Origin of the sequence: Nocardia sp. FDAARGOS_372 (assembly GCF_002554515.1) — a bacterium.
Lineage (GTDB): Bacteria > Actinomycetota > Actinomycetes > Mycobacteriales > Mycobacteriaceae > Nocardia > Nocardia farcinica.
On record NZ_PDDW01000001.1, the window covers coordinates 3,903,000 to 3,928,323 of the forward strand.

At 70.8% G+C, this 25,324-nt stretch carries 19 protein-coding genes; 9 read left to right on the plus strand and 10 right to left on the minus strand.

Going from position 1 to position 25,324, the window contains the following annotated elements; genetic code table 11:
* The first annotated feature begins 302 nt into the window (after positions 1–302).
* The 5 genes from CRM89_RS18720 to CRM89_RS18740 are packed head-to-tail and all read left to right on the plus strand — an operon-like array spanning position 303 to position 7,836.
* Positions 303–1,277, plus strand: a complete 975-nt coding sequence (locus tag CRM89_RS18720) for a beta-ketoacyl-ACP synthase 3 (RefSeq protein WP_256385966.1) — start codon at positions 303–305, stop codon at positions 1,275–1,277.
* 34 nt (positions 1,278–1,311) lie between these two features.
* Positions 1,312–2,301 carry an AvrD family protein gene (locus CRM89_RS18725; RefSeq protein WP_060594365.1) on the plus strand — a complete coding sequence of 330 codons (990 nt, stop codon included), beginning with the start codon at positions 1,312–1,314 and terminating at the stop codon, positions 2,299–2,301.
* Positions 2,301–2,936 carry a hypothetical protein gene (locus tag CRM89_RS18730; RefSeq protein WP_011211516.1) on the plus strand — a complete coding sequence of 212 codons (636 nt, stop codon included), beginning with the start codon at positions 2,301–2,303 and terminating at the stop codon, positions 2,934–2,936. Before CRM89_RS18725 ends, CRM89_RS18730 begins: the two co-directional genes overlap by 1 nt.
* 37 nt (positions 2,937–2,973) lie before the next feature.
* Positions 2,974–7,008 carry a DHA2 family efflux MFS transporter permease subunit gene (locus CRM89_RS31395; protein ID WP_216641981.1) on the plus strand — a complete coding sequence of 1,345 codons (4,035 nt, stop codon included), beginning with the start codon at positions 2,974–2,976 and terminating at the stop codon, positions 7,006–7,008.
* Positions 7,009–7,047: 39 nt separating this feature from the next.
* Positions 7,048–7,836 (plus strand): AAA family ATPase, encoded by a 789-nt coding sequence (locus tag CRM89_RS18740; protein WP_011211518.1) that lies wholly within the window; start codon positions 7,048–7,050, stop codon positions 7,834–7,836.
* Positions 7,837–7,909: 73 nt separating this feature from the next.
* Here the strand turns inward: CRM89_RS18740 and CRM89_RS18745 are convergent, their stop codons facing one another.
* The gene (locus CRM89_RS18745) at positions 7,910–8,485 is read right to left on the minus strand and encodes a LysM peptidoglycan-binding domain-containing protein (RefSeq protein WP_041560429.1); all 576 of its coding nucleotides are present in this window, start codon (positions 8,483–8,485) and stop codon (positions 7,910–7,912) included.
* Between the two features lie 178 nt (positions 8,486–8,663).
* Between CRM89_RS18745 and CRM89_RS18750 the strand changes: the two genes are divergently transcribed.
* Positions 8,664–9,125: a hypothetical protein gene (locus CRM89_RS18750; RefSeq protein ID WP_011211520.1), complete on the plus strand. Its 462-nt coding sequence runs from the start codon at positions 8,664–8,666 to the stop codon at positions 9,123–9,125.
* A gap of 71 nt (positions 9,126–9,196) precedes the next feature.
* On the opposite strand, the gene purH is transcribed toward CRM89_RS18750, so the two are convergent.
* From purH to sucC, 6 genes are all read right to left on the minus strand, one after another.
* Positions 9,197–10,768, minus strand: coding sequence for a bifunctional phosphoribosylaminoimidazolecarboxamide formyltransferase/IMP cyclohydrolase (gene purH, locus CRM89_RS18755; RefSeq protein ID WP_011211521.1), 1,572 nt, complete (start codon positions 10,766–10,768; stop codon positions 9,197–9,199).
* On the minus strand, positions 10,765–11,412 hold the full coding sequence (purN, locus tag CRM89_RS18760; RefSeq protein WP_011211522.1) for a phosphoribosylglycinamide formyltransferase: 648 nt from the start codon (positions 11,410–11,412) through the stop codon (positions 10,765–10,767). Before purN ends, purH begins: the two co-directional genes overlap by 4 nt.
* A 155-nt stretch (positions 11,413–11,567) precedes the next feature.
* Positions 11,568–13,190, minus strand: coding sequence for a DUF6350 family protein (locus CRM89_RS18765; RefSeq protein WP_098085360.1), 1,623 nt, complete (start codon positions 13,188–13,190; stop codon positions 11,568–11,570).
* Between the two features lie 97 nt (positions 13,191–13,287).
* Complete coding sequence (locus CRM89_RS18770) at positions 13,288–14,364, minus strand: DUF5336 domain-containing protein (protein ID WP_098085362.1); 1,077 nt, start codon at positions 14,362–14,364, stop codon at positions 13,288–13,290.
* A 186-nt stretch (positions 14,365–14,550) separates the two neighbouring features.
* Positions 14,551–15,465, minus strand: coding sequence for a succinate--CoA ligase subunit alpha (gene sucD / locus CRM89_RS18775; protein ID WP_011211525.1), 915 nt, complete (start codon positions 15,463–15,465; stop codon positions 14,551–14,553).
* A gap of 27 nt (positions 15,466–15,492) precedes the next feature.
* Positions 15,493–16,659, minus strand: coding sequence for an ADP-forming succinate--CoA ligase subunit beta (gene sucC, locus CRM89_RS18780; protein WP_011211526.1), 1,167 nt, complete (start codon positions 16,657–16,659; stop codon positions 15,493–15,495).
* A 1,011-nt stretch (positions 16,660–17,670) separates the two neighbouring features.
* Between sucC and CRM89_RS18785 the strand changes: the two genes are divergently transcribed.
* Together CRM89_RS18785 and CRM89_RS18790 are read left to right on the plus strand one after the other, a co-directional pair.
* Positions 17,671–18,672 carry a M23 family metallopeptidase gene (locus CRM89_RS18785; protein WP_229435088.1) on the plus strand — a complete coding sequence of 334 codons (1,002 nt, stop codon included), beginning with the start codon at positions 17,671–17,673 and terminating at the stop codon, positions 18,670–18,672.
* Positions 18,673–18,738: 66 nt separating this feature from the next.
* Positions 18,739–20,133, plus strand: a complete 1,395-nt coding sequence (locus tag CRM89_RS18790; protein ID WP_098085367.1) for a DUF1731 domain-containing protein — start codon at positions 18,739–18,741, stop codon at positions 20,131–20,133.
* A gap of 15 nt (positions 20,134–20,148) precedes the next feature.
* Here CRM89_RS18790 and CRM89_RS18795 read toward each other — a convergent pair whose 3' ends face one another.
* Both CRM89_RS18795 and pcrA read right to left on the minus strand, forming a co-directional pair.
* Positions 20,149–20,535, minus strand: a complete 387-nt coding sequence (locus tag CRM89_RS18795) for a hypothetical protein (RefSeq protein ID WP_220275925.1) — start codon at positions 20,533–20,535, stop codon at positions 20,149–20,151.
* Positions 20,536–20,596: 61 nt separating this feature from the next.
* Positions 20,597–23,125 carry a DNA helicase PcrA gene (gene pcrA, locus CRM89_RS18800; protein WP_060594357.1) on the minus strand — a complete coding sequence of 843 codons (2,529 nt, stop codon included), beginning with the start codon at positions 23,123–23,125 and terminating at the stop codon, positions 20,597–20,599.
* Between the two features lie 275 nt (positions 23,126–23,400).
* On the opposite strand from pcrA, the gene CRM89_RS18805 reads away from it, so the two are divergent.
* A complete protein-coding gene (locus CRM89_RS18805; protein WP_011211531.1) occupies positions 23,401–23,703 on the plus strand; it encodes a chorismate mutase in 303 nt (100 codons plus the stop codon).
* A gap of 113 nt (positions 23,704–23,816) precedes the next feature.
* On the opposite strand, the gene CRM89_RS18810 is transcribed toward CRM89_RS18805, so the two are convergent.
* Positions 23,817–25,268: an NAD-dependent succinate-semialdehyde dehydrogenase gene (locus tag CRM89_RS18810; RefSeq protein ID WP_098085370.1), complete on the minus strand. Its 1,452-nt coding sequence runs from the start codon at positions 25,266–25,268 to the stop codon at positions 23,817–23,819.
* Positions 25,269–25,324: the final 56 nt, after the last annotated feature.

A 25,324-nucleotide genomic window follows, 5' to 3' on the forward strand; every position in this document is an offset into this window, starting at 1 on the left:
CCTTCCCGTACCGAATTGTTCGCCATCCACCGGGCCCGAAAGCCCAGGTCCGAGGTTGCCGGTTCAAGTGAACAATCGCGTACGCAATTTTGCGACTGACGAGTAGGTTCGGTTATGTCAATACCGCATCAAAAAACGTGACCTTCATCACTCACCGCTGTTATGCTGGCGTTATAGCCGTGTGATCTCATCCCGGTTTTGGAGGACGGTGATAAGTTGATTCACACGTGATTCACTTCATAAATCTCAGGGGGGTGAGCAATATGACGGCAACGAGCAGCGAGACCGCTACGCGAGCCGGGATGCTCATGATCGGATCATATAGGCCACACCGGGTCATTTCCAATTCCGATCTCGCTCCCCACCTGGGTGTCGACGACGAGTGGATTCGCACCCGCACCGGAATCACCGAACGGCGTTTCGCCGGCCCGGAGGAAACGGTCGTGACGATGGCGGTGCGCGCCGCCGACAGCGCGCTCACCGCCGCCGGCGTGGCCGCCACCGAGGTGGACGTGCTCATGCTCGCCACCTCGACCCATCTGAACCAGACACCAGCGGCCGCCCCGATCGTCGCCGCCGAGCTCGGGTGCTCGGGTCCGGCCGCCTTCGACATCTCCGCGGGCTGCTCGGGCCTGGCCCACGGCGTCGGCCAGGCCGCCGCGCTGATCAACGCGGGCCAGGCCGACACGATACTGGTGATCGGTTCGGAAAAGCTCAGCCATGTCGTGGATCCCGACGAGCGCGCGGTCGCGCCGATCTTCGGCGACGGTGCGGGCGCGGTGCTCATCGGGCGCACCGAGTCGGGCCACATCCGCAAGACCGTCTGGGGCAGCGACGGTCGACAGGCCCGGTTGATCCGCCAGGAACCGACCTGGGAACAGCAACGCGCGGCACCGGCCGACACCCCCACCCCCATGCTGCGCATGGAGGGCACCGAGGTGTTCCGCTGGGCCACCGCCGCCGTGCCACAGATCGTCGAGGAGATCGCCGCCGCGGGCGGTGTCGGTCTCGACGAGATCGAGGTGTTCATTCCGCACCAGGCCAATCTGCGCATCATCGACGGTGTCGTGCGCAAATTGGGCTGGCGCGACGATTCGGTGGTGGTGGCCGACGATGTGCGGCGCGCCGGAAACACGTCCGCCGCGGCACTGCCGCTGGCGATCGACGACCTGATCTCCTCGGGTCGAGCCAAGCCGGGACAACTCGCTCTGCAGGTTTCCTTCGGAGCGGGTCTGTCGTACGCGGGACAGGTATTCGAATTGCCCCGCGTCGCCTGAAGCCGGATTCTGTCGCTGTTCGAAGGTTGTACTCATGAGCGTTTCTTTCTCCAGTTACGACGAACCCCTCGGGCCCCGGGCCACCCGGTATTTCGGAGAGGGTTATCGAAAAGTAGGCCCGGAATTGGCGGACCTGCGTCTCGGCAATTCCGCTCGCCCCGGCGCAAAGCACACGGCAATGGCTCGGCTCGAATATCCGGCGGCCTGGTCGACCAAAAAACACCGGGAACTCGTGCCGCACGTCAGCAGCGTCGACACCGTCATGCTGGCCACCGCGCTGTGCGACGCCGCGGTGACCCGCGCCCGCGGGCTGCGGCCGGAGGAGGCGGCGCGGATGTGGGTCAGCCACGGCACCGTGCGTGCCGGCGCCGCCCCACACGAGGACCTCGACCACATCCCGGTGCAAGCCGAGATCACCGCGGTCACCGAGGAGGCGAGCGAGGCCGAGACCACCTTCAAGTTCACCGTCGGCAATCTCGCGGGCACCCTGACCCTGGTGCATCCGCTCGGCACCGGTTCGGCCGAACCCGGCGAGCAGATCGACCACCTCGACAGCCTCGCCGACCTCTACGGCCCGGCGCCGCACTACTACCTGACGGGTGTCAAGGACCACACCCTGACGGCCACGGACCTGATCGTCGACGACGACGCCACCCGGATCACCAGCAGGCAGACCGTGCGTCCCGGCGCCGAGGGCGGCTACGTCGGCGCCGAGTCGGCCTACTGGAACTCGGTCTCCCCGATCGACGCGATCGTCGGCGCGGCCCAGCTCTCGCAGATCCTGCTCTACCGGATGGACTCGCTGGATCGCACCAACAGCGACACCCTGTGGATGCGCAAGCTGGAGTTCTTCTGCGAGCCGCCGCACCGGTCCAGCGCGACCGACTTCGACGGCACGGTGGAGATCCGGCGCACCTCCACGATCGATCGCGGCGGGCAGCGGTGGCGCAGCGCGGACCTGCTGATCAAGGAGTTCCAGGGCGTGACCGGGTCGTGCCTGCTGGCCCATCGGCTCCCCGACTGATGGCGGCCGTGGACGACCTACCGCCGGTCCGGCTCGCCGTCACCGGCGCGCCGGGCACCGGCCGCCACACCGTGTGCACCGCCCTCGCCCTCGCCACCGGCCTCGACTGCGCCACCGTCTCCGCCGAGCTGACCGCGCCCCGGAGCGGACGGCGGCTCGGCGACACCGTCGAGGCCACCGTGCGCGGCTTCGAACAGCGGGTGGACACCGAGACCAGGATGCCCGGCGGCTTCGTCTCCGACGGCTCGGTGCTGCACGAGTGGGCGATGGCCGAAGCGCTGCGGCAGACCAGGCGGCTGCGGCATTGGGTGCTCAATCCCCGTGATCTGCCGTACCGTATCTTCGAACAGCGCTTCCTGCTCGCGCATCACCGCATCGTCATCCGACGCGCGAACGACACCTACGACGGTGTCGTTCATCTGCGTCTGCCCGACGACGCGGGCGCCGGCGACGACGGTGCCCTGCGCGCGGTCGTCGATCGGTTGCTGCTGGCGACGTTGCACGAATCGGCACTGCCGTATCTGGTGATCGGCGGCTCGATCGAGCAGATCGTCGCGCAGGTGGCCGGGATGTACCAACTGCCGCAACGCATTCCGGTCGGCGATGCGGTGTCCGCAGCGTTGCGGGCCGCCTGAGCAGTCGCCACCGGGCCGAACTCCGAAGGGAATGTCCATGGCAACCGTAGGTGCCGAGACCGCGACCCGACGGTCCGCCGGCGCGATATGGACCCTGGTGGTCGTCGCGCTCGCCACCTTCATGCTCATGCTCGACCTCACGGTCGTCAACGTCGCACTGCCCGACATCCGCGCCGCCTTCGGTTCGTCGTTCTCGGCGTTGCAGTGGATCCTGGACGCCTACGCACTCGGCCTGGCCGCGGTGCTGCTCGCGGCGGGTTCGCTGGCCGACCGGCTCGGCCGCAAGCGGGTTTTCGACGCCGGCCTGGTGATCTTCGTGCTGTCGTCGCTGGCGTGCGGGCTGGCGCCCAACGATCTGGTGCTGATCGTGGCCCGGTTCGTGCAGGGCCTGGGCGGGGCCATCCTGTTCGCGGTCGGGCCCGCGCTGCTCGGACACGAATTCCGTGGCAAGGACCGGGGAATGGCGTTCGGCGTGTTCGGCGGCGTCACCGGGCTGGCCATCGCGTTCGGTCCGCTGATCGGCGGCGGGCTCACCGAGACCGCGGGCTGGCGCTGGATCTTCCTCATCAACGTGCCCGTCACGATCGCCGCGCTGGTGATCGGCTATCTGAAGGTGCGCGAATCCCGCAGCGACACACCGCCTCCGGTGGACTGGCCGGGCATGATCACCTTCTCGGCCGGCCTGTTCTTCCTCGTGCTCGGTTTCATGCGCGGCGAACAGGACGGCTGGACCAGCCTCACCATCATCGGCTGCTTCGCGCTGGCCGTCGTGCTGCTCGCGGTCTTCACCCGGTTGCAGATCACCCGGCCGGGCCGGGCGATGTTCGACCTGTCGCTGTTCGGCAGCCGCACCTTCAACGGCCTGTCGGCGGTGACGGCATTGTGCGCGCTCACCGTGATGCCCGCCCTGTTCCTGCTCATCTCCTATGTGCAGAACATGCTGGGTTATTCGGCGTTCGCCAGCGGCCTGCGGTTCCTGCCGTTGACCCTGCTGCTGTTCGTGGCGGCGGCGGTGGCGGGCAGCCTGGTGACCAAGCTCCCGCCCGCCGTGCTGGTGGGTGTGTCGCAGTTGCTCATCGCGGGCGGTCTGCTCGCCGTGGTGCTGGTGGACGTGGATTCGGCGTGGACGGCGCTGATTCCGGCGATGATCCTGATCGGTCTGGGCATGGGTGTGTTCAACCCGCCCCGCGCGGCGTTCTCGATCGCGGTCACCACTCCCGACAAGTCCGGCATGGCTTCCGGCATCAACGAGACCTTCCAGCAAGCCGGTGTGGCGATCGGCATCGCCGCCGTCGGCGCGTTCTTCCAGAACCGGGTGGCCGGTGCGTTCACCGAGACCGACACCGCGCGGCGGGTTTTCGGCGAGCAGGTGGACACCGCCGGTGATGCCGTCGCCGCCGCGGGCCCCTCGGCGGTGCTGGATGGCCTGCCCGCCTCGGTGAGCGGCGCCGTGCGCGCCGCGGCCGAAACCGCCTTCGTCGACGGCCTGCGCACCGCGATGGTGCTGGCCGCCGTGCTCGCCGCGGTCTCGGGCGTCATCGCCTTCTGCACGATGCGCCGTTCGGATCTCGACCCGGCGGCACTCGAGAACCCCGGCGTCCCGGCCGACGCCGCCTCCGCCGACGTGCCCACCACGCCGATGCCGGTGCGGATGGCCAAGCATCCCGGTGCGGTGGCCGCCGCCCAGCGCGCGGCGCAGATCATCGCCGAGGCGAAGGCCGAGGCGCAACGGGTGATCGGTATCGACAACGCGGGCGACACGGGCCGCACGGCCACGGACGCCAGGACCGCGGGGAAGCCCGACCTCGGGAAGGGCACCCGACGCACCGGCGCCGCCGACCGCGCCGGCACGGCCGGCCGCACCACCGCCGCGTCCCGGACCCGGACCACCGACGTGGACGGCGCCGCCGAACCGCGGGCGCGGCGGGGACGGGCGAGCTCCGGGAACGGTGCCGGTAATGGCGCCGAGCTGCGGCCGGGCGCACGGAAGTCGGCCTCCCCCGGCGAACCGGCCGGCCGTTCGTCGGCATCGGCATCGGCATCGGCATCGGCGGAGCGCACCCGGTCCGGTGGCCCGCGCAGCGGCAACGCCGGACAGCCGAACCGCACCACCGGCACGGATACCGAGCACACCCGCCAGACGACCCGACGTACCCGGGAATCGGCGCGGACGACCGGCAGCAGGACGACCGCGGGTGACGCGACCCGCGCGGCCGAATCGGCCACTGCCAACGAGCCCAACACGCCGACCCGGTCGACCAACGGCACCCGGACCGCGCGGTCGAGCAGCAATCCCGCGCGGACCACACCAGCGGGCGACCCCACGGCCGCCGACGCCGGTGCGGCGCGTTCGCGCAGCGGCGCCGCGCCCGCCGCACGACCCGACACCAGGACCGCGCCCACCACCACCCCGGCGACGCGACCCGGCAACGGAACGGCGACCACAACCACGCCCACGACGCGCCCCGGCGACGGCACCGCGACCACGCCCACAACGCGACCCGGCGACGGCACCGCGACCACGCCCACGACACGGACCGACGACGGCCCCGCGGTCGAACCGGGCGAGCCCTCGGCCGCGACGACCGCCGCGCGCACAACACGATCCGGCGACGGCGCCGCCCCGCGCCCCACCCGGCAGGCCGACGACACCGCAGACACCAGGCGACCGGGCGACGCCGCTACGACCGGCGGCGCACCCACGGCACGGCGGACCAACGCCACCGATGCCCAGCGCACGGCCGGCACGGGTAGCGAGCGTGTGGCCGACTCGACTCCCACCGGGTCCGGCAGCACCCCCGCCGAGTCGGCCGCCGAGACGGCGGGGACCGGCCCGGCCGGTGCAACCGCTGAGTCGGATTCCACGGCGGACGGCAACGGTGGCGTGGGCCAGCGGTCGCGTTCGACCGGTGGGAACGGCGCCACCGGTGGGCGGCATGCCCGCACCAGCGGCACCACGGACCGGCCACGCGCCACGGTCGGCGGCCCGTCGGCCGCCGATCGGAAGTCGGCGCGCATGACGGGCGACCGCGGTGCCCGGGAGCCGCAGAAGACCGCCGCGCCCGAGAACCGCGGCAACTCGGGCCGTTTCGCGCCGAGCGCCGCGCGCGCCGAGTCCGCGACAGAGCAGCCACGCGCCGAGACCGACAGCGCACCGGTCGCCGGGCGCGCGGCGCAGACGGCCGCCGCCACCGGAACTCCGGCGCCGCGAACAACCGCACCACGCACCTCCGGTGGTGCCGGGCGGCACGCGCGCGCCACCCGCACCCGTACCACCGCCGGGAAGCAGTCGGGCAAGGACGGTGACAACACCGCCGACCTAGGAACCTCGCCGGACGACAACCAGACCCCGGCCGGGACGACCGCCGAAGCACCGAAGCACATCGCGCCCGGCCAGACCGCGGCCAATCAGGCAGCGCCCAACCAGCCAGCGCCCGACCAGCCAGCGCCCGGCCAGGTAGAGAGTGCGTCCGCCACGCCGAAGGACGCCTCCCACGCCGGATCGACAGCGCCGTCGACGCCCGCCGCCGCACCGGGCACCGCCTCGGTCACTCCCGCGGACGCCACCGCCGAGTCGCCCGCCGTCGCGACAACGGCACCGACGACCGGCACGAAGCGCACCCGGACCAGGCGCACCACCCGGGGCAGTTCGACCACCGCCGCGAAGGCAGCCGCGACGGCGGAGCAGGTCCCCGCGACCGCCGGGACTCCCGCGGACTCCGCGACACCCGCCGAAACGACCGCGCCGGCCCCGCAACCCGCACCCGAGCAACCCGCGGCACCCGCGAAATCGTCGGCGTCGACGAAACCCTCGCCGTCCGCCGCGAAATCGACCCCCACCAAATCGGCCCCCACCAAATCGGCCGCCACCAAATCGACCCCCACCAAATCGGGCGCGGCCAAATCCACCACCCCCAAGGCGACCGCCGCGAAATCCACTGCCCGGAAACGGCCCGCCGCGAAATCGACCGGTGCCGATTCGGCGACCGGCGCGAAATCGTCCACCGCACAGAAATCGACGCGATCGACGCGGGCTCGGTCGGACGACACCGGGAGTGCGCCGGAGAACTGAATTCTGCGGCGCGGGCACAGAGCAAGGATCGGAGCACCCATGTATCTCGTCGGCGGCCGTCGATGCGACACCATCAAACTCGCGATATCGGGCACCTACGGCGTCGGCAAGAGCACCACGACCGAAACGCTCTCGATCGCGACCGGCATTCCCCGCACCCACGCGCTGACGTCGCGTGAGCTGCTCATCGATCTCGCGCCGGGAAAGACGGTGATGGAGCTCAACTCGATCGAGCTGCTGCAACTCGGAACTCGCCGGTTCGAGGAGCGGGTCGCCAACGAGTCGTGCGACGGTTCGTTCATCTCCGACGGATCGGTGGTGCACGAGTGGGTGTACGGCACCGCGCGGATGGCGGTGGGGATCAATCCGGGCGCCGGGTTCCTGCTGCGCTCGATCAAGACACTGGCCGGGGTGGGCCGCAAGGCGCCGCTGCTCGAGTACACCGACATCATCGGCGACATCGTCAAGGAACGCGCGCGCAGGCTCTACGACGCGTATGTGCATCTGCCGGTGGAGTTTCCGATGAAGACCGACGGGCACCGGCCGGTGTCCGAGCCGTTCCGCAAGCTGTCCGACGACACCCTGCTCGAGGTGGTCGCCGATCTCGGCCTGCCCTACGAGGTGGTCGGCGGCACGGTGCACGAGCGGGTCACCCGCATCATCGAGCTGTTCGATCTGCCCACCGTGATGTCGGTGGAGGACGCCATCGCCGAAGGCGAACGACGGGTGGCCGCCGCGACGGCGGTGCTGGAACAGGACGACCGGTTCAAGGCGGCGCAGCGGCAGAAATCGCTGTGGCGCAAGATCTCCTACGCCATGCGGTACTGAGGGTGGACAGCGGCAGGGCCTCCGGGAAATCCCCGGAGGCCCTGCCGGTTTCACGCTGTCGCGCGGCCGCGGATCACGGAATGGTCAGCACCTGACCGGGGTTGATCGCGTCCGGGTTCGGGATGCCGCTGGCGTCGGCGATCTCCTGGTAGCGGTTGCCGTCGCCGTAGAAGCGCTCGGCGATCGCCCACAGGGTGTCGCCCGGCTCCACGGTGTAGGTGCGCGGCTGCGGCGCGGGCGGCGGCGGGGGCACGTCCTCGACCGGCGCGGCGGCGGGCGCCTGCTCGGCCTGCTGTTCCGGGGCGGGCAGCGGGTTGTCGGTGTTGGTGCCCGACGCCCACAGCGCGGCGCCGTCGGTGCCGTACAGCACGACGTTGCGGTCGGCCTGCACGACCAGGCGATCGGCGCTCTTGCCGTTGGTCTCGGTGGACCACGCGGCGTCGGCACCCTTGTAGAGCACGAAGTTGCCGTCGTGCTGCAGGACGGCCTTGTCGACGCCCTGATCGTGGGTCTGGGTGGCCCACACGACGTTTCCGCCGGGCTCGGACAGCACGAGGTTGCCGTCCGGCTGCAGGGTCAGGGTGTAGGCACCTCCGGTCAGGGACTGACCGAGTCCGAGTTCTTCGCCTACGCGCAGCGTGTCGCCCACGTTGTTCCTTTCGAAGATTTTCTGTGCACAGCATCCGACTTGCGATGCGAGCCGAAAGCCCATGGCCCGCACCGAACGCAGAATCTACAGTCCGCGCCCGCCACCGGGAGGCATTACGCGCAGGGTTCGCGGAATGTTCACTGTGGGGGCCGTCACGCGCCGGGACTAGGGTTGAGGCATGTATCGCAGGTCGAGCCGCCGCCTTGCCGTTGTCGTCGCCGTCGCGCTCATCGGCCCGCTCGCCGCGAGTTGCGGCGAGGAGAACGACACCGCACCCCAGGACACCGCGACCAGCGCCGTGACGAGCACCGCGCAGACACCCACCGAGGCGCCCGACGCGCCGCCGGGAACGACCTTCACCCCGGACCCGACGATCGTCGACGCCCACCCGATCCCGTTCACCTCCTGGACGCGACTGGCCCCGGATCGGCTGGCCGTGCATTTCCAGACCGGCACGCCGGAGTGCTACGGCATCGACGTCACCACCACCGAGACCGACAGCGCCGTGACCATCGAACTGCGCTCGGGCCGGCTCGCCGAGGCCGCCGATCGGATGTGCGTGATGATCGCGGTCTTCGGCACGGTGGAGGTGCAGCTGGACGCGCCGCTGGGCGCACGGCAGGTGCTCAGCGCGGTCTGATCGGCGGCACCATCCCGGGAGACGACGAGAGGCGGGCCCGTACGCCGGACCCGCCTCTCGTCGCGAGGGACTCAGTGCGCGAAGTGCCGCGACCCCGTCAGGTAGAGCGTCACGCCCGCCTCGCGGGCGAGATCGATCGTCTCCTGGTCCCGCACCGAACCGCCGGGCTGCACGATGGCGCGCACACCGGCCTGGATCAGCTGCTGGGGACCGTCCGGGAACGGGAAGAAGGCATCCGAGGCGGCCACCGAGCCCTTGGCCCGGTCACCGGCGCGGCGCACCGCCAGCTGCACCGCGTCCACCCGGTTCACCTGGCCCATGCCCACGCCCACCGACGCGCCGTCGCTGGCCAGCAGGATCGCGTTGGACTTCACCGCGCGGCACGCCCGCCACGCGAACGCCAGATCGGCGAGGGTCTGCTCGTCGGCGGCCGTACCGGCCACCAGCGTCCAGTTGGCCGGATCGTCGCCCTCGGCGTCGAGGATGTCGCGCTGTTGCAGCAGCGCGCCGCCGCTGATCGGGCGCAGCTCCACACCGGCGCGCTGCGGCGGCTCGGCGATCAGGATGCGCACGTTCTTCTTGCGCTGCAGCACCTCCACCGCGCCGTCGGCGTAGGACGGGGCGACGATCACCTCGGTGAAGATGTCGGCGACCTGCTCGGCCATCTCCACGGTGACCTCGCGATTGGCCGCGATGACGCCGCCGAACGCGCTCACCGGATCGCAGGCGTGCGCCTTGCGGTGCGCCTCGGCGATGTCCGCGCCGATCGCGATACCGCAGGGGTTGGCGTGCTTGATGATCGCGACGGCCGGGGCCTCGTGGTCGTAGGCGGCGCGCCAGGCGGCGTCGGCATCGGTGTAGTTGTTGTACGACATCTCCTTGCCGTGCAACTGCTGCGCCTGCGCCAGCCCCGGGCTGCCGTCGTTGCTGGTGTACAGCGCCGCCGACTGGTGCGGGTTCTCGCCGTAGCGCAGTACCGCCGCGCGCTCCCAGCTGCCGCCGATCCAGGCCGGGTACGGGGTGCTCGGCGGCTGGTCGGCCACACTCGGGGCGAGCACACCGGTCAGCCAGCTCGCCACCGCCACGTCGTAGCCGGCGGTGTGTTGGAAAGCCTTGGCCGCCAACGCGGTCCGCTGCGCCAGCGTGAACCCGCCGGCGCGCACCGCGGCCAGCACGTCGTCGTAGTCGCCCGCGTCCACGACGACGGCGACCGACGGGTGGTTCTTCGCCGCGGCGCGCACCATCGACGGGCCACCGATATCGATCTGCTCCACGCACTCGTCCGGGCTCGCGCCACTGGCCACCGTCTGGGTGAACGGGTAGAGGTTCACCACCACCAGTTGGAACGCCTCGACGCCGAGCTCGGTGAGCTGGTCGAGATGCTCGGGCTTGCGGGTGTCGGCGAGGATGCCCGCGTGCACCCGCGGGTGCAGTGTCTTGACCCGGCCGTCGAGGGTCTCCGGGAAGCCGGTCAGCTCCTCGACCTTGGTCACCGGAATGCCCGCGTCGGCGATCCGGCCCGCGGTGGAGCCGGTCGAGACCAGTTCCACACCCGCGGCGTGCAGACCGGTCGCGAGCTCGACGAGCCCGGTCTTGTCGTAGACGCTCACCAGCGCCCTGCGAATCGGCTTACGTTCACTCACCGGAGCACCCGCTCATCTGGAATTACTGCCTTTCGTCCGTCGGAGACAATGCCTCGCGTGGCGACGGCGGCCACGACCTCGGTCAGCAGCCGTCGCTCGACAACCTTGATGCGCTCGTGCAGGGTGGCCTCGTCGTCGTCGGGCAGTACCGGCACGGGTTCCTGCGCCAGGATCGGGCCGGTGTCGACACCGGAATCGACCAGATGCACCGTCGAGCCGGTGACCCGCACCCCGTAGGCGAGCGCGTCGCGCACGCCGTGCGCGCCGGGAAAGGACGGCAGCAGCGCGGGATGGGTGTTGATGATTCGTCCGCCGAAACGGTCCATGAACGCGGGGCCGAGAATCTTCATGAAACCGGCCGACACCACCAGGTCGGGGCGATACGCGGCGACGGCTTCGGTGAGCGCGGTGTCCCAGGCGCCGCGATCGGGGAAGTCCTTCAGCGCCACCCGGAAATGCGGGACGCCCGCGGCCTCGGCGTGCTCGGTGGCCGCGCACACCCGGTCCACGCCGACGGCGACGATCTCGGCCGGGTAGCCGGGCGCGCTCGCCGCGTCGAGCAGGGCGCGCAGCAGCGACCCGGTGCCCGAGGCGAGCACGACGACGGTGGCCGGTGCGTTCGACGGGGGCGATACCGTCGGCACCCACTGGGCGTGCGAGGACGTCAGCGCTCTACTCCTGCGTGTCGATCGGACGGCGGGGACATCACCGCCGGTGATCAGCCTAGCGGTGCCCGCTTCGCCCGAGCGGAGCGCCCTGCGCGCACACGATCCGTTCCGGCCGCCGGGTGCGGCGGCACTCAGCGGTCGGTCTCGGATTCCACCACTTCGGCGTCCACGATGTCGGCGTCGTGGTCGCGGCGCGGTCCGGCGAGCGCGGCGGGCTCGTCGACGAGTTCGCCCTCGAGGGTCTCGGAATCGTCGGCGGCGAACCGGTCCCGGCGATCGCGGTCGTCGTGGTGGCCGTCCTCGCCGGAGTCGTCGTCCGCCGCACGGGCATCGTCGTCGTACTGATCGTCGTCCGCGTAGTACTCGCCGTCGTCGTGGTCGTCGTAGTGCTCGTCCTCGTAGTGCTCGTCCTCGTAGCGGTCGTCCTCGTAGCGGTCGTCCTCGTAGCGGTCGTCGCCGTAGTAGTCGTGCTCGTCGTCGTAATAGTCGTCGTGCTCGTCCGCGTGGCCGTGGTGGTCACCGCCGGCGGTCGCGGTCCGGCCGGGGAACAACCGCGCGGCGGTCAACCCGATCCACCCGGTCACCGCGAGCCAGCCGAAACCGGCCGCCGCCAGGATCGGCAGGTCCAGCCCGACGTGCCCGAAACCACCCAGCTCGCCACCGGCCAGGACGGCCGCGACGAGCAGCAGCACGGTGGTCACCGCCGCCGAGGTGAGCGTGGCCCAGGGTGCGCGGATCTCGTCCCGGGTCAGCCGGGCCAGATCGAGGCCACCCAGGACACCGACCGCGGCGGGTACCACCAGCAACAGCGCCCACCACCCGGCGGCCGGGCCCATCGGCATCGCCGCCAGCACCGGCACCGCCGGGACCGGACCGCCGACCACGGAGAACAGGCCGACCGAGGCCGTGCCGAACTCGGCGGTGGCGCCGAGCAACACGCCGAGGGCGCCGATCACGACGTTGGGCAGGTAGAGCACCGACAGCACGGTCAGCCCCAGCACACCCCATCCGTCGCCCGCACCGCTGTAGATGTCGCCGATGGTCGAGTAATGCGCGAACAACGAGATCACGGTGACCGCGGCGGCGCAGGCCAGCAGCCGCACCAGCGAGCGCCCGGCGCCCCGGATGCCGGACACCGCCCACGGCGGCAACCGCAGGGTGTCGACCACCCGCGGCAGTTCTCGGCTCGCGATCCCCGCGCCCGCGGCCAGCAGGTGCAGTCCGAGCACCCAGGCGAACGCGGCCAGCGTGTTCGGGGGCCGCACCGGCAGCACGCCGGAGGCGTCGGTGACCACGGCCAGGCAGACCGCGGTCACCAGCAGCGGACCGCCCAGCGCCGCGCCGAGCAGCCAGGCCAGGTCGGTGCGGGTGCCGTTGGGCACCGCGGCCCTGGCACATTCGCGGGCGGCGGCCCAGAGCAGCACCGCGGTCGGCAGCAGCGGCAACAGACCGAGCGTCGTCTTGCCGACCTCCAGCGGAACCTGGTGCATGCCGAGCCAGCTCGCCGCGATCGCGGCCGACGTGCCGGTCATCGCGCCACCGGAGGTCAGCAGGGTCGACACGACGAGCACGGTGACCACCAGCAGCGCCAGCGCCGCGGGCCGCGCCGCGACGAACAGCAGCACCCTGGCCCGCTCGGGCGTCAGCGACAGGAAACCCGGCTCCTCGGTGGCAGGCCCGCTACGCACGGCGGGCTCCGGCTCCGCAGGCGATTCCCCGGTCCAGCGGACGAGCGAGTTTCTGGGGGAGCTCATGGAGATTCAGCGTGACAGCCTTCGCGACGGGATCGGGGCAGGCGCGCCGCGAGCACCCGCCCTGGTTCGGGCCGGGTGCTCGCGGAGGAAGAACGAACTACTTGTTGTCGTCGTTGGGCCGGAACGCCTGGGTGGCGTCGGCGGCCGGGTCGGCGCTCTTCTCACCGCCGAACGGCTGCCCCTGCTGCTGCCCCGCCTGCTGGCCGGGCTGCGCCGGCTGCTGCTGGGCTTGGCCGTACCCCTGCTGGCCGTACTGCTGACCGGCCTGGCCACCGAAGTGCTGGGTGGCACTCTCGTCCGGACGGGGCTGCGCGCCGCTCGCGTAGGGCGAAGACTGTTGCGGCGCACCATAACCCGGCTGCTGACCGTAGGACTGGCCGGGCTGCTGACCGTACCCGGGCTGCTGGCCGTAGGGCGACTGGCCCGGCTGGCTCTGGCCGTAGGGCTGCTGGGGCTGCTGGTACTGGGGGCCGGTGCCGTAGCCCGGCTGCTGGCCGTAGGACGGCTGCTGGCTCTGGCCGTACGGCGACTGCTGGCCGTAACCGGGCTGCTGGCCGTACGAGGGGGCACCGTAGCCGCCCTGCTGGCCGTAGCCACCCTGCTGCGGAGCCTGCGGTGCCGCCGGTTTCGGCGCAGGCGGCTTGAGGATACCCGCGGCGAACAGCACCGCGGCGACCGCGAGCGCGGTCTGCACCAGCGCCAGGAACAGCACCACCCAGAAGCCGAACGCGGCGCCCGCGCCCTCGGGCAGCGAGAAGGACTGGAACAGCAGCGCGAGGAAGCCCGCCGCCGACGCCGCGGCGGCCGCGCCCTTCCAGTCCTGGCCGGGCAGGATCGACAGCGCCGCCAGCAGACCGCCGAGCAGCAGCATCGCCAGCAGGCCGGCCAGGCCGAGCGTGGCGAACGCGTTGATCGAATCGCCGGTCACCCGCGCACCGGTCATCGGGTTGGTGGCTTGCGGCTCCACGAACGGCAGGAAGCCGAGCAGGAAGTTGATCACGCCGAGCGCGGCGACGCCGACCACCAGGAAGAACGGCAACCCCTTCGCCGCGGGAGCCGCCGCGGAACCGGTCGCGCTCGCGCCGGTGCCGCCACCGGTCGACTGGCCGGAACCGGATGGTGCGGAGGGCGTCGCGGGTGTGTTGTACCCGGAGCCCCCGGTCGGGTATGACATGTCGTCGTCTCCTAGGTCGAGTCGTTAACTTCGGCTGGATTGCTTCTGACGCTACTGCACGCGCCCGCCCCGGTCATCCTCGACCGAACAGCGCCGTTCGGGCGCGATCGGCGCCGCCGCCCCGCCGAAGACGAAGGCCGCCTTCCGTATCGATCGGAAGGCGGCCTTCGGCACGTGCTGGTCGGATCAGGCGGTGATGGACGCCTTCTCCAGGATCTCGCGCGCGAGCGCGGCGGTCTCGGACGGCGTCTTGCCGACCTTGACGCCCGCGGCCTCGAGCGCGTCCTTCTTGGCCTGGGCGGTGCCCGAGGAGCCCGACACGATGGCGCCCGCGTGGCCCATGGTCTTGCCCTCCGGAGCGGTGAAGCCCGCGACGTAGCCGACCACCGGCTTGGTGACGTTGGCCTTGATGTAGGCCGCGGCCCGCTCCTCGGCGTCGCCGCCGATCTCGCCGATCATGACGATGAGCTTGGTCTCGGGGTCCTTCTCGAACGCCTCGATGGCGTCGATGTGGGTGGTGCCGATGACCGGGTCGCCGCCGATGCCGATGGAGGTCGAGAAGCCGAAATCGCGCAGCTCGTACATCATCTGGTAGGTCAGCGTGCCCGACTTGGACACCAGGCCGATCGGGCCCTTGCCGGTGATGTTGGCCGGGGTGATGCCGACCAGCGACTCGCCGGGGGTGATGATGCCCGGGCAGTTGGGGCCGATGATCCGGGTCTTGTTGCCCTTCTCGACGTTGTATGCCCACGCGTAGGCGGTGTCCTGCACGGGGATGCCCTCGGTGATGACCACCAGCAGCGGGATCTCCGCGTCGATGGCCTCGATGATGGCGTCCTTGGCGAACTTCGGCGGCACGAACGCGATGGAGACGTCGGCGCCGGTCTCCTTGATGGCCTCGGCGACGGTGCCGAAGACCGGCAGCTCGACGGCGTTGCCGTCCTTGTCGGTGTGCGAGACGGTGGTGCCCGCCTTGCGCGCGTTGACGCCGCCGACGATCTTGGTGCCCGCCTTGAGCATCAGCGCGGTGTGCTTGGTGCCTTCACCGCCGGTGATGCCCTGGACGATGACCTTGGAGTCCTTGTTCAGGAAGATTGACATGTCGTGTGGTCCCTTGCTCGGCCGTCGTTAGCGGGCGGCTGCCAGTTCGGCGGCCTTGTCGGCGCCTTCGTCCATTGTCTGCGCCAGCGTCACCAGCGGGTGCGCGGCCTCGACGAGGATCTTGCGGCCCTCGTCGACCTTGTTGCCGTCCAGCCGCACGACCAGCGGCTTGTTCGCCTCGTCGCCCAGGATCTCGAGCGCCTTGACGATGCCGTTGGCGACCGCGTCACACGCGGTGATGCCACCGAACACGTTCACGAACACGCTCTTGACCTGCGCGTCGTTGAGGATGACGTCGAGCCCGGCCGCCATCACCTCGGCCGAGGCGCCGCCACCGATGTCGAGGAAGTTGGCCGGCTTCACGCCGCCGTGGTTCTCACCGGCGTAGGCGACCACGTCCAGGGTCGACATGACCAGGCCGGCGCCGTTGCCGATGATGCCGACCTCGCCGTCGAGCTTGACGTAGTTGAGGTCGTTCTCCTTGGCCTTGAGCTCGAGCGGGTCGGTGGCGTCGACGTCCGCGAACTCGTCGTGCTCGGGGTGCCGGAAGCCGGCGTTCTCGTCCAGGGTGACCTTGCCGTCGAGGGCGAGGATCTCGTCCTGGGGGGTGCGCACCAGCGGGTTGACCTCCACCAGGGTCGCGTCCTCGGCAACGAAGACCTCCCACAGCTTCTGGATGGTCACGGCCGCGGCGTCGAGCACCTCGGCGGGCAGGTGGCCCTGCTCGGCGATCGAGCGGGCGAAGGCCAGATCGACGCCCTTGACGGCGTCGACGGGCACCTTGGCCAGGCGCTCGGGCTTGGTCGCGGCGACCTCCTCGATCTCCATGCCGCCCTCGACCGAGCACATGGCCAGGTAGGTGCGGTTGGCGCGGTCGAGCAGGAAGGAGATGTAGTACTCCTCGGCGATGTCCTTCGCCTCGGCGACCAGGATCTTCTTGGTGATGTGTCCCTTGATGTCCAGGCCGAGGATGTTCTGCGCGTGGGTGAACGCGTCCTCCGGCGTCGCGGCGTACTTCACGCCACCGGCCTTACCGCGGCCACCGACCTTGACCTGGGACTTGATCATCACCGGCTTGCCGATTTCCGCCGCGATCGCGCGGGCGTCCTCGGCCGTGTCCGTGACGCGGCCCTCGGACGAAGGCACTCCGTGCTTAACGAAGAGCTCCTTCGCCTGATATTCGAAGAGATCCATGTACTCACCGTCTCGTCTGCGTTGCTATGACAACGTCTTTGTTGGCGGCCCGACGTCGGAAGCGGGTCGGGTCGGACTCTAACCAGTCACATGGAGGGCCAATCGGCCACGTTCATCCTAAGTGGCGCAGGTCACGCGCAGACGGCGGGGATCGATAAAACCGCTGGCCAACACTACTGGCGAGTAGGTTCCGCTCGGCGGGGCGGCTCCGCCGGAAGGCGGTGCGCGACCACCGGAACCGCGGGGAACCCATTCTCACTTCGGTGCCCGATTCACGGTGAACTATTCCGCGACGTTACCGTGATGAATCTCACATGTTTGGACAGAAGGGGCGCACCGCTTGCGGGCGACGCAATCGCTTCGTTACCGTCATGCGGTCGATGTCACAACTAGGTCACGACTCCCCTGTTCCAGAGGATGAGGAGGACGGCAAGCCTTGATGCAGCACAATGCTCCGCAACTGGTGAGCCGTTCGATCGCGACACCCCCGACATCGTTCACCTGCCGTGTCGTCGGCACCGTGACCAACTCCCGCTTCACGATGTGGCACCGCCGATGAATCACCGCTCCACCCTCGCGCCCGGTCATCGTCCGCGCACCGGTCATCGTTATCGCGACGACGATCAGCCCTTCGCTCCCGCCACGGAGTCCTACGCGGAGTCGTCCTACGCGGAGTCCGGGTATCGCTTCGCCGCTCCCGCCGCGGCCGCCACCGCCGCCGGATTCGGCGCGCAGGTCGAGCCCGAGCCGCACGCCGCCTGGCACGACGGGTCCGCCTGGACCGCCCGCGACGAGCAGGCCGCGTGGAACCAGGGCGACTGGCACCAGGGTGAGCAGCCCGCGTGGAGCCAGGACGACCGGGCCGCATGGCATCAGCAGGAGTGGGATCAGCAGTCCGCCTGGACCGAGCAGGATTCGTGGAGCAGGCAGGACTCGTGGAACCAGCAGGCGTCCTGGTCCGACGGCGGCGCCTGGGGCGGCGAGCGGACCCGGTCGGCCGCCGACGCGACGATCGCCGACGCGACCGCCGCTACCGAGTCCGACCCGAGCCAGTGGCAGGGCGCCTGCGACAACAACGCCTGGGCACAACAGCCGGCGCAGTGGACGCCCGGCGGCGAGGAACCCTGGACCGGGAACGACTGGTCCGGCGAGCCGGCCGACGAGTGGACCGGCGACCGTGACCAGCGGTGGACGGCCGACGACGAGGCCGACGCGTCCTGGGACGAGCCCGAGAGCCCGGCGGCCCCCGCCGTCATCCCCGCCCGCGCGGGCAGCCGCCGCGGCGGTGCGCACCGCATGCCCGCGCCGCCCACCGCGCTCAAGGGCCGCGCCGCCGTCGTCGCGGTCGCCGCGGGCGCGGTCGTCGCCGCGGGCCAGGCCGCGATGGCCTCGCCGCAGCAGCCTTCGCAGACCATCGACTACGAGGCCGCGGGCCAGATCCACGAGATCGCCGCGCAGTCCATGAGCCTCGAGGACCCCACCGCCTCGCCCGATTCGCCGCAGGTGCTCAACGTCTCCTCGCCCGCGAACATCGGCCAGTTCGGCGACATGCTTGAAAAGGGCCGCAAGTACGCCGAGGAGCTGGCCGCCGCCGAGGCCGCCAAGCTGCGCCCGCTCTTCGCCAAGTTCGCCGCGGGCAACTTCACCTCCGGCTTCGGCGCCCGCTGGGGCGTCCAGCATCTCGGCATCGATGTCGCCGCGCCCATCGGCACCCCGATCTACGCCGTCGCCGACGGCACCGTGATCGAAGCGGGCCCCGCCTCCGGATTCGGCATGTGGGTCCGGCTGCTGCACGACGACGGCACGGTCACCGTCTACGGCCACATCGACACCGCCACCGTGTCCGCGGGCGAGCGGGTGCTCGCCGGTGACCAGATCGCCACCGTCGGCAACCGCGGCTTCTCCACCGGTCCGCACGTGCACTTCGAGGTGTGGCTCAACGGCAGCGACAAGGTCGATCCCGTGCCGTGGCTGGCCACTCGCGGCATCAGCCTCGGCCCGCAGCGCGACTGACCACCCCGCCCCGGGGTGACCGACGGCACGCTTCCCGGCGCTCACGCCCGGCAGTAGCGTCGCCTCATGGCTCGTACAACGACGTACACCCAGTTCCTCGCCGCCCCACCGGAAGCCGTCTGGGCGGTGGTCGGTGACCCGGGCCGCTGGCCGCACTGGCATCCGGGGATCACCTCGGTGGTGCTGCACGGCCCGGCGGAACCGGGCACGACCGGCGACTGCGCGCCGAGTGGGCGGTTGCTCGGCCCGCTGCACCGCAGGACCGCCGAGCCGTTCACGATCACCGAACTCACCCCGGGCCGCGCGATCACCATCGACCAGCCGGATCCCCTTGGCCGCGTGCGGATCTCGTGGCGGCTGCGGCCGTCCGGCGCGGGCACGGAGCTGACCCAGGAACTCACCTGCACCGGCCCCTTCGCCGCCCCCGCCCGGGCCGTACTCGGCCGGGTTCTGGAGGGCGACCTGCGGGTGAGTTTCGCCCGGCTGGCCCGGCTCGTCGGGATCGAGCCCGGCCCCGACGCCTTGACGGTCGTGATCGCCGGCGGCACCGGTTCCCTGGGTCGCCACCTGGCCGCCGACCTCACCTGCCGCGCGGTGCGCGTGGTCGTGCTCACTCGCACGCCCGACCCCCGGCTGCCGTTCGAGCAGCAGCGCTGGGACGGTGAGACCGTCGGCGAATGGGCTGCGGCGCTGGACAATCCGGGCCCGACCGCGGTCGTCAACCTCGCCGGCCAGCTCGTCGACTGCCGTCCCACCCCGGCCAACATCGCGGTGCTGCGCGACAGCAGGGTGCGGCCCACCCGCGCGCTGGTCGAGGCCGCCGCGTCGCTGGATCGTCCGCTCGCGCACTGGGTGCAGGCGAGCACGACGGCGATCTGGTCGGACGCGGGCGAGACCCGCTGCACGGAGAGCACGCCGCTGCCGATCGGGCTCCCGCAGATGACCGGGGTGGCGCGGCCCTGGGAGGACGCCCTCACCGGCGCGAACACCCGCCACCACGTCGTGCTGCGCACGTCCGTCGTGCTCGACCCGCAGGCGCCCGCGCTGCGCATGCTGTGCCGGTTGACCTCGGCGGGCCTGGGCGGGCGGATCGGCTCGGGCGAGCAGTGGTTCAGCTGGATCCATCTTGCGGACTGGCTCGCCGTCGTCCGTGCCGCGCTGGGACTCGACCCCGACGTCACGCTTCCGAGCGGGATCGTGGTGGCGGCCACCGATTTCCCGGTGCGCAACCGCGACCTCATGGCGGCGTTGCGGCGGCACCTGCGCCGCCCGCCCGCGCCGCCGACGCCCGCCGCGGTGCTGCGCCTGGGCGCGCTCGTGCTGCGCACCGATCCGGCACTGGGACTGACCGGCAGGCACGCCACCTCGACGGTGCTGCGGGAGGCGGGTTACCGCTTCCGCTACCCGTGCCTGGACGATGCCCTGCGCGACCTGCTGCCGCAGCGGACACGCGCCTGCTGATCGCCCGTGCCCCGGCTACGGCGCCGCGGCGATCGCCAGACCGATCAGCGTGACCACCTTGGCCACCTCGAGCGCGATGTAGTAGTAGTGCGCCGTCGAGCGCGGCAGCTCCTCCCCCGCCAGCACCCGATCCGACCGTCGCGACAGCGGTGGGCGGACCACCAGGATCTGCACCGCCAGCACCGCCACCGCGACACCCAGCCACACCCACACCGCCGTGGCGGGGCCCAGCACCAGGCAGGCGAGCACGAGCAGCACCGCCAGCACCGCCTCGACGGTGTTCAGCGCCTTGAACACGATCCGCCCGATGCCGAGCCCCAGCGGGACGGTGATGCCGGGGGCGCGGAACTTCAGGGGCGCCTCGAGGAACGAGATGGCGACCACCATGCCGAGCCAGAGCATCGGAAGGAACCACACCAGGTGCTGTGCGAGGCTTTCCACGGCCCCGACGCTACCCAGCCCGTCAGAGCTTGACCAGGGTCCGGCTGTACTGCGGGATGAGCCGGATCTTGCCCGCCGTGCCGAAATCGATCGTGACGGTGGCCAGCGGCCCGAACCCGTCGGCGGCGACCACCCGGCCCAGCCCGTACTTGTCGTCGCTGACCCGGTCGCCCACGGCGAGCACCAGATTGGTGTTGTTGCGGCTCGCCCCGCCCGGCGCCGGCCGGCGCGGACCGCGGTCGCGCACCCCGGGACGCGGCTCGGACCAGCCGTCACCGCGGGTCCAGTCCCGCTCCAGCCCCTCGTCGCCGCCACGCTTACGGATGCCGCGGGTGGCGGGCGAAGGCTCCAGCCTGCGCCACTCGATCAGGTGGTCGGGAATCTCCTGCAGGAACCGCGATTCCGGGTTCGACACCGGCTGGCCCCAGCCGGAGCGGACCACCGCCCGGGTCAGATACAGCCGCTGCCTGGCCCGGGTGATGCCGACGTAGGCGAGCCTGCGTTCCTCGGCCAGCTCGGTGGGATCGCCCAGCGCGCGCATGTGCGGGAACTGCCCGTCCTCCCAGCCGGTCACGAAGACCACCGGGAACTCCAGGCCCTTGGCGGTGTGCAGGGTCATCATGGTGACCACCCCGGCGCCCTCGTCGGGGATCTGGTCGGTGTCGGCGACCAGCGAGACCCGCTCGAGGAAGGCCGCCAGCGAGCCGGGATCGGGTTCGCCCTCGGCCTGTTCGGGCAGGATGCCCTCCTCGCGGGCGGCGACCGCGTTGTTGTAGGCCTCGGAGCTGAATTCCCGTGCCACGCTGACCAGTTCGTTCAGGTTGTCGAGCCGGGCGCCGTCCTGCGGATCGTCGGAGGCTTCCAGTTCGGCGCGGTAGCCGGTGCGGTCGAGCACCGCTTCCACCACGTTGCCGACGTCGGGGAAGTCGGCGTCGGCCTGCTCACCGGCGGCCCGGATCTCTTCGAGCAGGTCGAGGAACCCGGCGATGGCGCGCTGGGCACGGGTGTTGAGCAGTGCCACCTTGCCCTCGGCGGCGTCGCGCAGCGCGGCGGCGAAGCCGATGCCGCGCTGTTCGGCGTGCACCGCGACGCAGGCTTCGGCCCGGTCACCGATGCCGCGGCGCGGGGTGTTGAGAATGCGGCGCAGGCTGACCGCGTCGTCGGGGTTCTCCAGCACCCGCAGGTAGGCCACGATGTCGCGGACCTCCTTGCGCTCGTAGAAGCGCACGCCGCCGACCACCTTGTACGGCAGCCCCATGCGGATGAAGATCTCCTCCAGCGCACGGGAGTTGTTGTTGGTGCGATAGAACACCGCGACGTCGCCGTAGTTCGCCTCGCCCTGGTCGACCAGGCGATCGATCTCCCTGGCGACGAAGGAGGCCTCGTCGTGCTCGTTGTCGGCGACGTAGCCGACGATCAGGTCGCCCTCGCCCGAATCGGTCCACAGCCGCTTCTCGCGCCTGCCCTCGTTGCGGGCGATCACCGCGTTGGCGGCGGACAGGATGTTCTGGGTGGAGCGATAGTTCTGCTCGAGCAGAATGGTCTCCGCGTCGGGGAAATCGCGCTCGAATTCCTCGATGTTGCGGATCGTCGCCCCGCGGAAGGCGTAGATCGACTGGTCGGCGTCGCCCACCACGCACAGTTCGCTCGGCGGCACCGCGTCCTCGGTGTCGTCCGCCGCGCTGTGATGTCCGACGAGTTCGCGCACCAGCACGTACTGCGCGTGGTTGGTGTCCTGGTACTCGTCGACCAGCACGTGCCGGAACCGGCGGCGGTAGTACTCGGCGACCTGCGGGTGGTTCTGCAACAGGGCGACGGTCTCGCCGATCAGGTCGTCGAAATCCAGCGCGTTCGCCGCGCGCAGCCTGCGCTGGTATTCGGTGTAGACGCGGGCCACCAGGCCGGGCAACTCGGATTCGTCGGACTCGGCGTCGGCGCTAGCCTGCTCCGGGCCGATCAGCTCGTTCTTGAGATTGGAGATGGCCGTGGCCAGCAGCCGCGCGGAGTATTTCTTGGTGTCGATATCCAGATCGCGGCTGATCATGGTCAGCAATCGCCGCGAATCGTCGGCGTCGTAGATGGAGAAATTGGAATTCAGGCCGGGCAGCAGCGCCGCCTGCATGCGCAGGATCCGCACGCAACTGGAATGGAAGGTCGACACCCACATGGTGGCCGCGCGCGGGCCGACCAGCCCCGTGACGCGCTCCCGCATCTCCGCGGCGGCCTTGTTGGTGAAGGTGATCGCCAGGATCTGGCCGGGCGAGACGTCCCGTGCGGCGAGCAGGTAGGCGATGCGCCGGGTGAGCACCGCGGTCTTGCCCGAGCCCGCGCCCGCGACGATCAACAGCGGCGAGCCCGCGTGGACCACCGCCGCCCGCTGCTGCGGGTTGAGGCCGTCGAGCAGGCGCTCGACCTGTTCGGCCCGCTGCCGATCGCGGTCGGCGCGGCGTCGGGCCTGGTCGTCGGCGCGCTGCTGTGCTTGCTCGGCCAGCGAACGGCCGGCCGGCGTCGTCTGGGGAGCCGTCGTCTGGGGAACCACCGTCATGTCCATTGCCCATCCACGCTACCGGCGCCCACCGACAGGGGCGAAGCCCCCGCCATCACATGTTTTGCATCGCTCAGGACCCGTGGCAGACTGGCCACATGATCAGTCTCGCCGCGACGCATCCGAGTCGGCTACCCGCCGGATATCGTGTTCGCGGAACCTGTAGCTGAGATCGCACTTCTGGGGGGACTATGGAAGGCCCACCAGGTCTGTTTCACGGTGAAAGAACCGGACGGTAACGCGCGGCGCGCACCCACCGATCCACGTTCTGACACGAGGAGATGAATATGAGCAGCACCCCTGCCACGACCACCGGGTCCGACGCGGCACTGCCGCAGACCGAGGCGGAGATCGACAAGCTCCGTAAGGAGATCGACCAGCTCGACGCCGAAATCCTCGCCGCCATCAAGCGACGCACCGAGATCTCCCGGCTGATCGGCCGCACCCGGATGGCCTCCGGCGGCCCGCGCCTGGTCCACAGCCGCGAGATGAAGGTGCTGGAGCGCTTCAGCGAGCTGGGCCAGGAGGGCCACACCCTCGCCATGCTGCTGCTGCGTCTCGGGCGGGGCAGGCTGGGCCGCTAGTCCGACCGAGGGGGGACGAACGCCGCGCAGTGCCGGCAACCGGACTGCGCGACGTTCCGCGCGGGGGGACCGCTGCTCATCGCCAGATCACCGCTCACGGGCGGGGTAGCCGCTCACAGGGCGATGTACTTCGTCGACAGGTACTCCTCGATGCCTTCGAAGCCGCCCTCCCTGCCGAAGCCGGATTCCTTGACGCCGCCGAAGGGCGCGGCCGGGTCGGAGATGACTCCTCGGTTGATGCCGACCATGCCCGATTCCAGCCCCTCGGCCACCCGCAGCGCGCGGTCCAGGTCACGGGTGTAGATGTAGCTGACCAGGCCGAATCGGGTGTCGTTGGCGGCGGCCAGGCCCTGTTCCTCGGTGTCGAAGGTGACCACGGGCGCGACCGGACCGAAGACCTCCTCGTTCAGGATCCGTGCCCGGTCCGGGACGTCGCTGAGCACGGTCGCCGGATAGAACCAGCCGGGGCCGCCCGGCGCCTCGCCGCCGAGCCGCACCCGGGCGCCCGCCGACACCGCGTCGTCCACCAGCTCGGTGACGGTGGCCAGCTGGTCGGCGTTGACGAGCGGCCCCAGCGTGGTCTCCGGGTCGGTGCCCGGCCCGAGCCGCACCGAACTGCGCATCGCCTCCACCAGCTTGTCGGTGAACTCCTCGGCCACCCCGCGCTGCACGTGGAAGCGGTTGGCGGCCGTGCACGCCTCGCCGCCGTTGCGCAGTTTCGCCAGCATCGCGCCCTGTACGGCGGCGTCGACGTCGGCGTCGTCGAACACCACGAACGGGGCGTTGCCGCCGAGTTCCATCGACGTGCGCAGCAGCTTGTTCGCCGACTGCTCGACCAGCTTCTTGCCGACCTCGGTGGAGCCGGTGAAGGTGAGCTTGCGCAGCCGGGGATCGTCGAGCAGCGGCTTGGTGACCGCGCTCGAATGCTTGGTCGTGATCACCGAGAGCACGCCGTCGGGCAGGCCCGCCTCGCTGCACAGCCTGGCCAGCAACAGCATGGTCAGCGGCGTCTCGGAAGCGGGTTTGACGATCATCGTGCAGCCCGCGGCCAGCGCGGGGCCGATCTTGCGCGTGCCCATCGCCAGCGGGAAGTTCCACGGGGTGATCGCCAGGCACGGGCCGACCGGCTGCTTGTGCACGATGATCCGGCCGGTCCCCGACGGCGCGTGCTGGTAGCGGCCGTGCACGCGCACGGCCTCCTCGCTGAACCAGCGGAAGAACTCCGCGCCGTAGCGCACCTCGTTGCGGCTCTCCCCCAGCGCCTTGCCCATCTCCAGGGTCATCAGCAGGGCGAAGTCCTCGGCGCGGGCGGTGATCGCGTCGAACACCGCGCGCAGGATCTCCCCGCGGGTGCGCGCGGGCGTGGCGGCCCATTCGTCCTGCACGGCCACCGCCGCGTCGAGGGCGCGCACCGCGTCCTCGGGGGTCGCGTCGGCGACGTGGGTGAGCACCTCACCGGTGGACGGATCGTGCACGGGGAAGGTGGCGCCACCGGTGGCATCGACGGGCCCGCCGATCCACAGTTGCGTCGGGACGGATTCGAGTAGTTCGGGTACGGACACCATGTCGCCAGCGTAGACAGCAGCGGCGGCCGCGGCAGGCAGGTCGGCGAGCTGCGTTG

What these genes read in the sequence shown, in the direction of transcription:
- sucC (WP_011211526.1), bottom strand. Translation starts at nt 16,659, where the DNA reads ATGGATCTCTTCGAATATCAGGCGAAGGAGCTCTTCGTTAAGCACGGA.
- CRM89_RS18805 (WP_011211531.1), top strand. Translation starts at nt 23,401, where the DNA reads ATGAATATGAGCAGCACCCCTGCCACGACCACCGGGTCCGACGCGGCA.
- CRM89_RS31395 (WP_216641981.1), top strand. Translation starts at nt 2,974, where the DNA reads ATGGCAACCGTAGGTGCCGAGACCGCGACCCGACGGTCCGCCGGCGCG.
- CRM89_RS18790 (WP_098085367.1), top strand. Translation starts at nt 18,739, where the DNA reads ATGGCTCGTACAACGACGTACACCCAGTTCCTCGCCGCCCCACCGGAA.
- CRM89_RS18795 (WP_220275925.1), bottom strand. Translation starts at nt 20,535, where the DNA reads ATGCTCTGGCTCGGCATGGTGGTCGCCATCTCGTTCCTCGAGGCGCCC.
- pcrA (WP_060594357.1), bottom strand. Translation starts at nt 23,125, where the DNA reads ATGGACATGACGGTGGTTCCCCAGACGACGGCTCCCCAGACGACGCCG.
- sucD (WP_011211525.1), bottom strand. Translation starts at nt 15,465, where the DNA reads ATGTCAATCTTCCTGAACAAGGACTCCAAGGTCATCGTCCAGGGCATC.
- CRM89_RS18750 (WP_011211520.1), top strand. Translation starts at nt 8,664, where the DNA reads ATGTATCGCAGGTCGAGCCGCCGCCTTGCCGTTGTCGTCGCCGTCGCG.
- CRM89_RS18770 (WP_098085362.1), bottom strand. Translation starts at nt 14,364, where the DNA reads ATGTCATACCCGACCGGGGGCTCCGGGTACAACACACCCGCGACGCCC.
- CRM89_RS18740 (WP_011211518.1), top strand. Translation starts at nt 7,048, where the DNA reads ATGTATCTCGTCGGCGGCCGTCGATGCGACACCATCAAACTCGCGATA.
- CRM89_RS18720 (WP_256385966.1), top strand. Translation starts at nt 303, where the DNA reads ATGCTCATGATCGGATCATATAGGCCACACCGGGTCATTTCCAATTCC.
- CRM89_RS18765 (WP_098085360.1), bottom strand. Translation starts at nt 13,190, where the DNA reads ATGAGCTCCCCCAGAAACTCGCTCGTCCGCTGGACCGGGGAATCGCCT.
- CRM89_RS18725 (WP_060594365.1), top strand. Translation starts at nt 1,312, where the DNA reads ATGAGCGTTTCTTTCTCCAGTTACGACGAACCCCTCGGGCCCCGGGCC.
- CRM89_RS18810 (WP_098085370.1), bottom strand. Translation starts at nt 25,268, where the DNA reads ATGGTGTCCGTACCCGAACTACTCGAATCCGTCCCGACGCAACTGTGG.
- CRM89_RS18730 (WP_011211516.1), top strand. Translation starts at nt 2,301, where the DNA reads ATGGCGGCCGTGGACGACCTACCGCCGGTCCGGCTCGCCGTCACCGGC.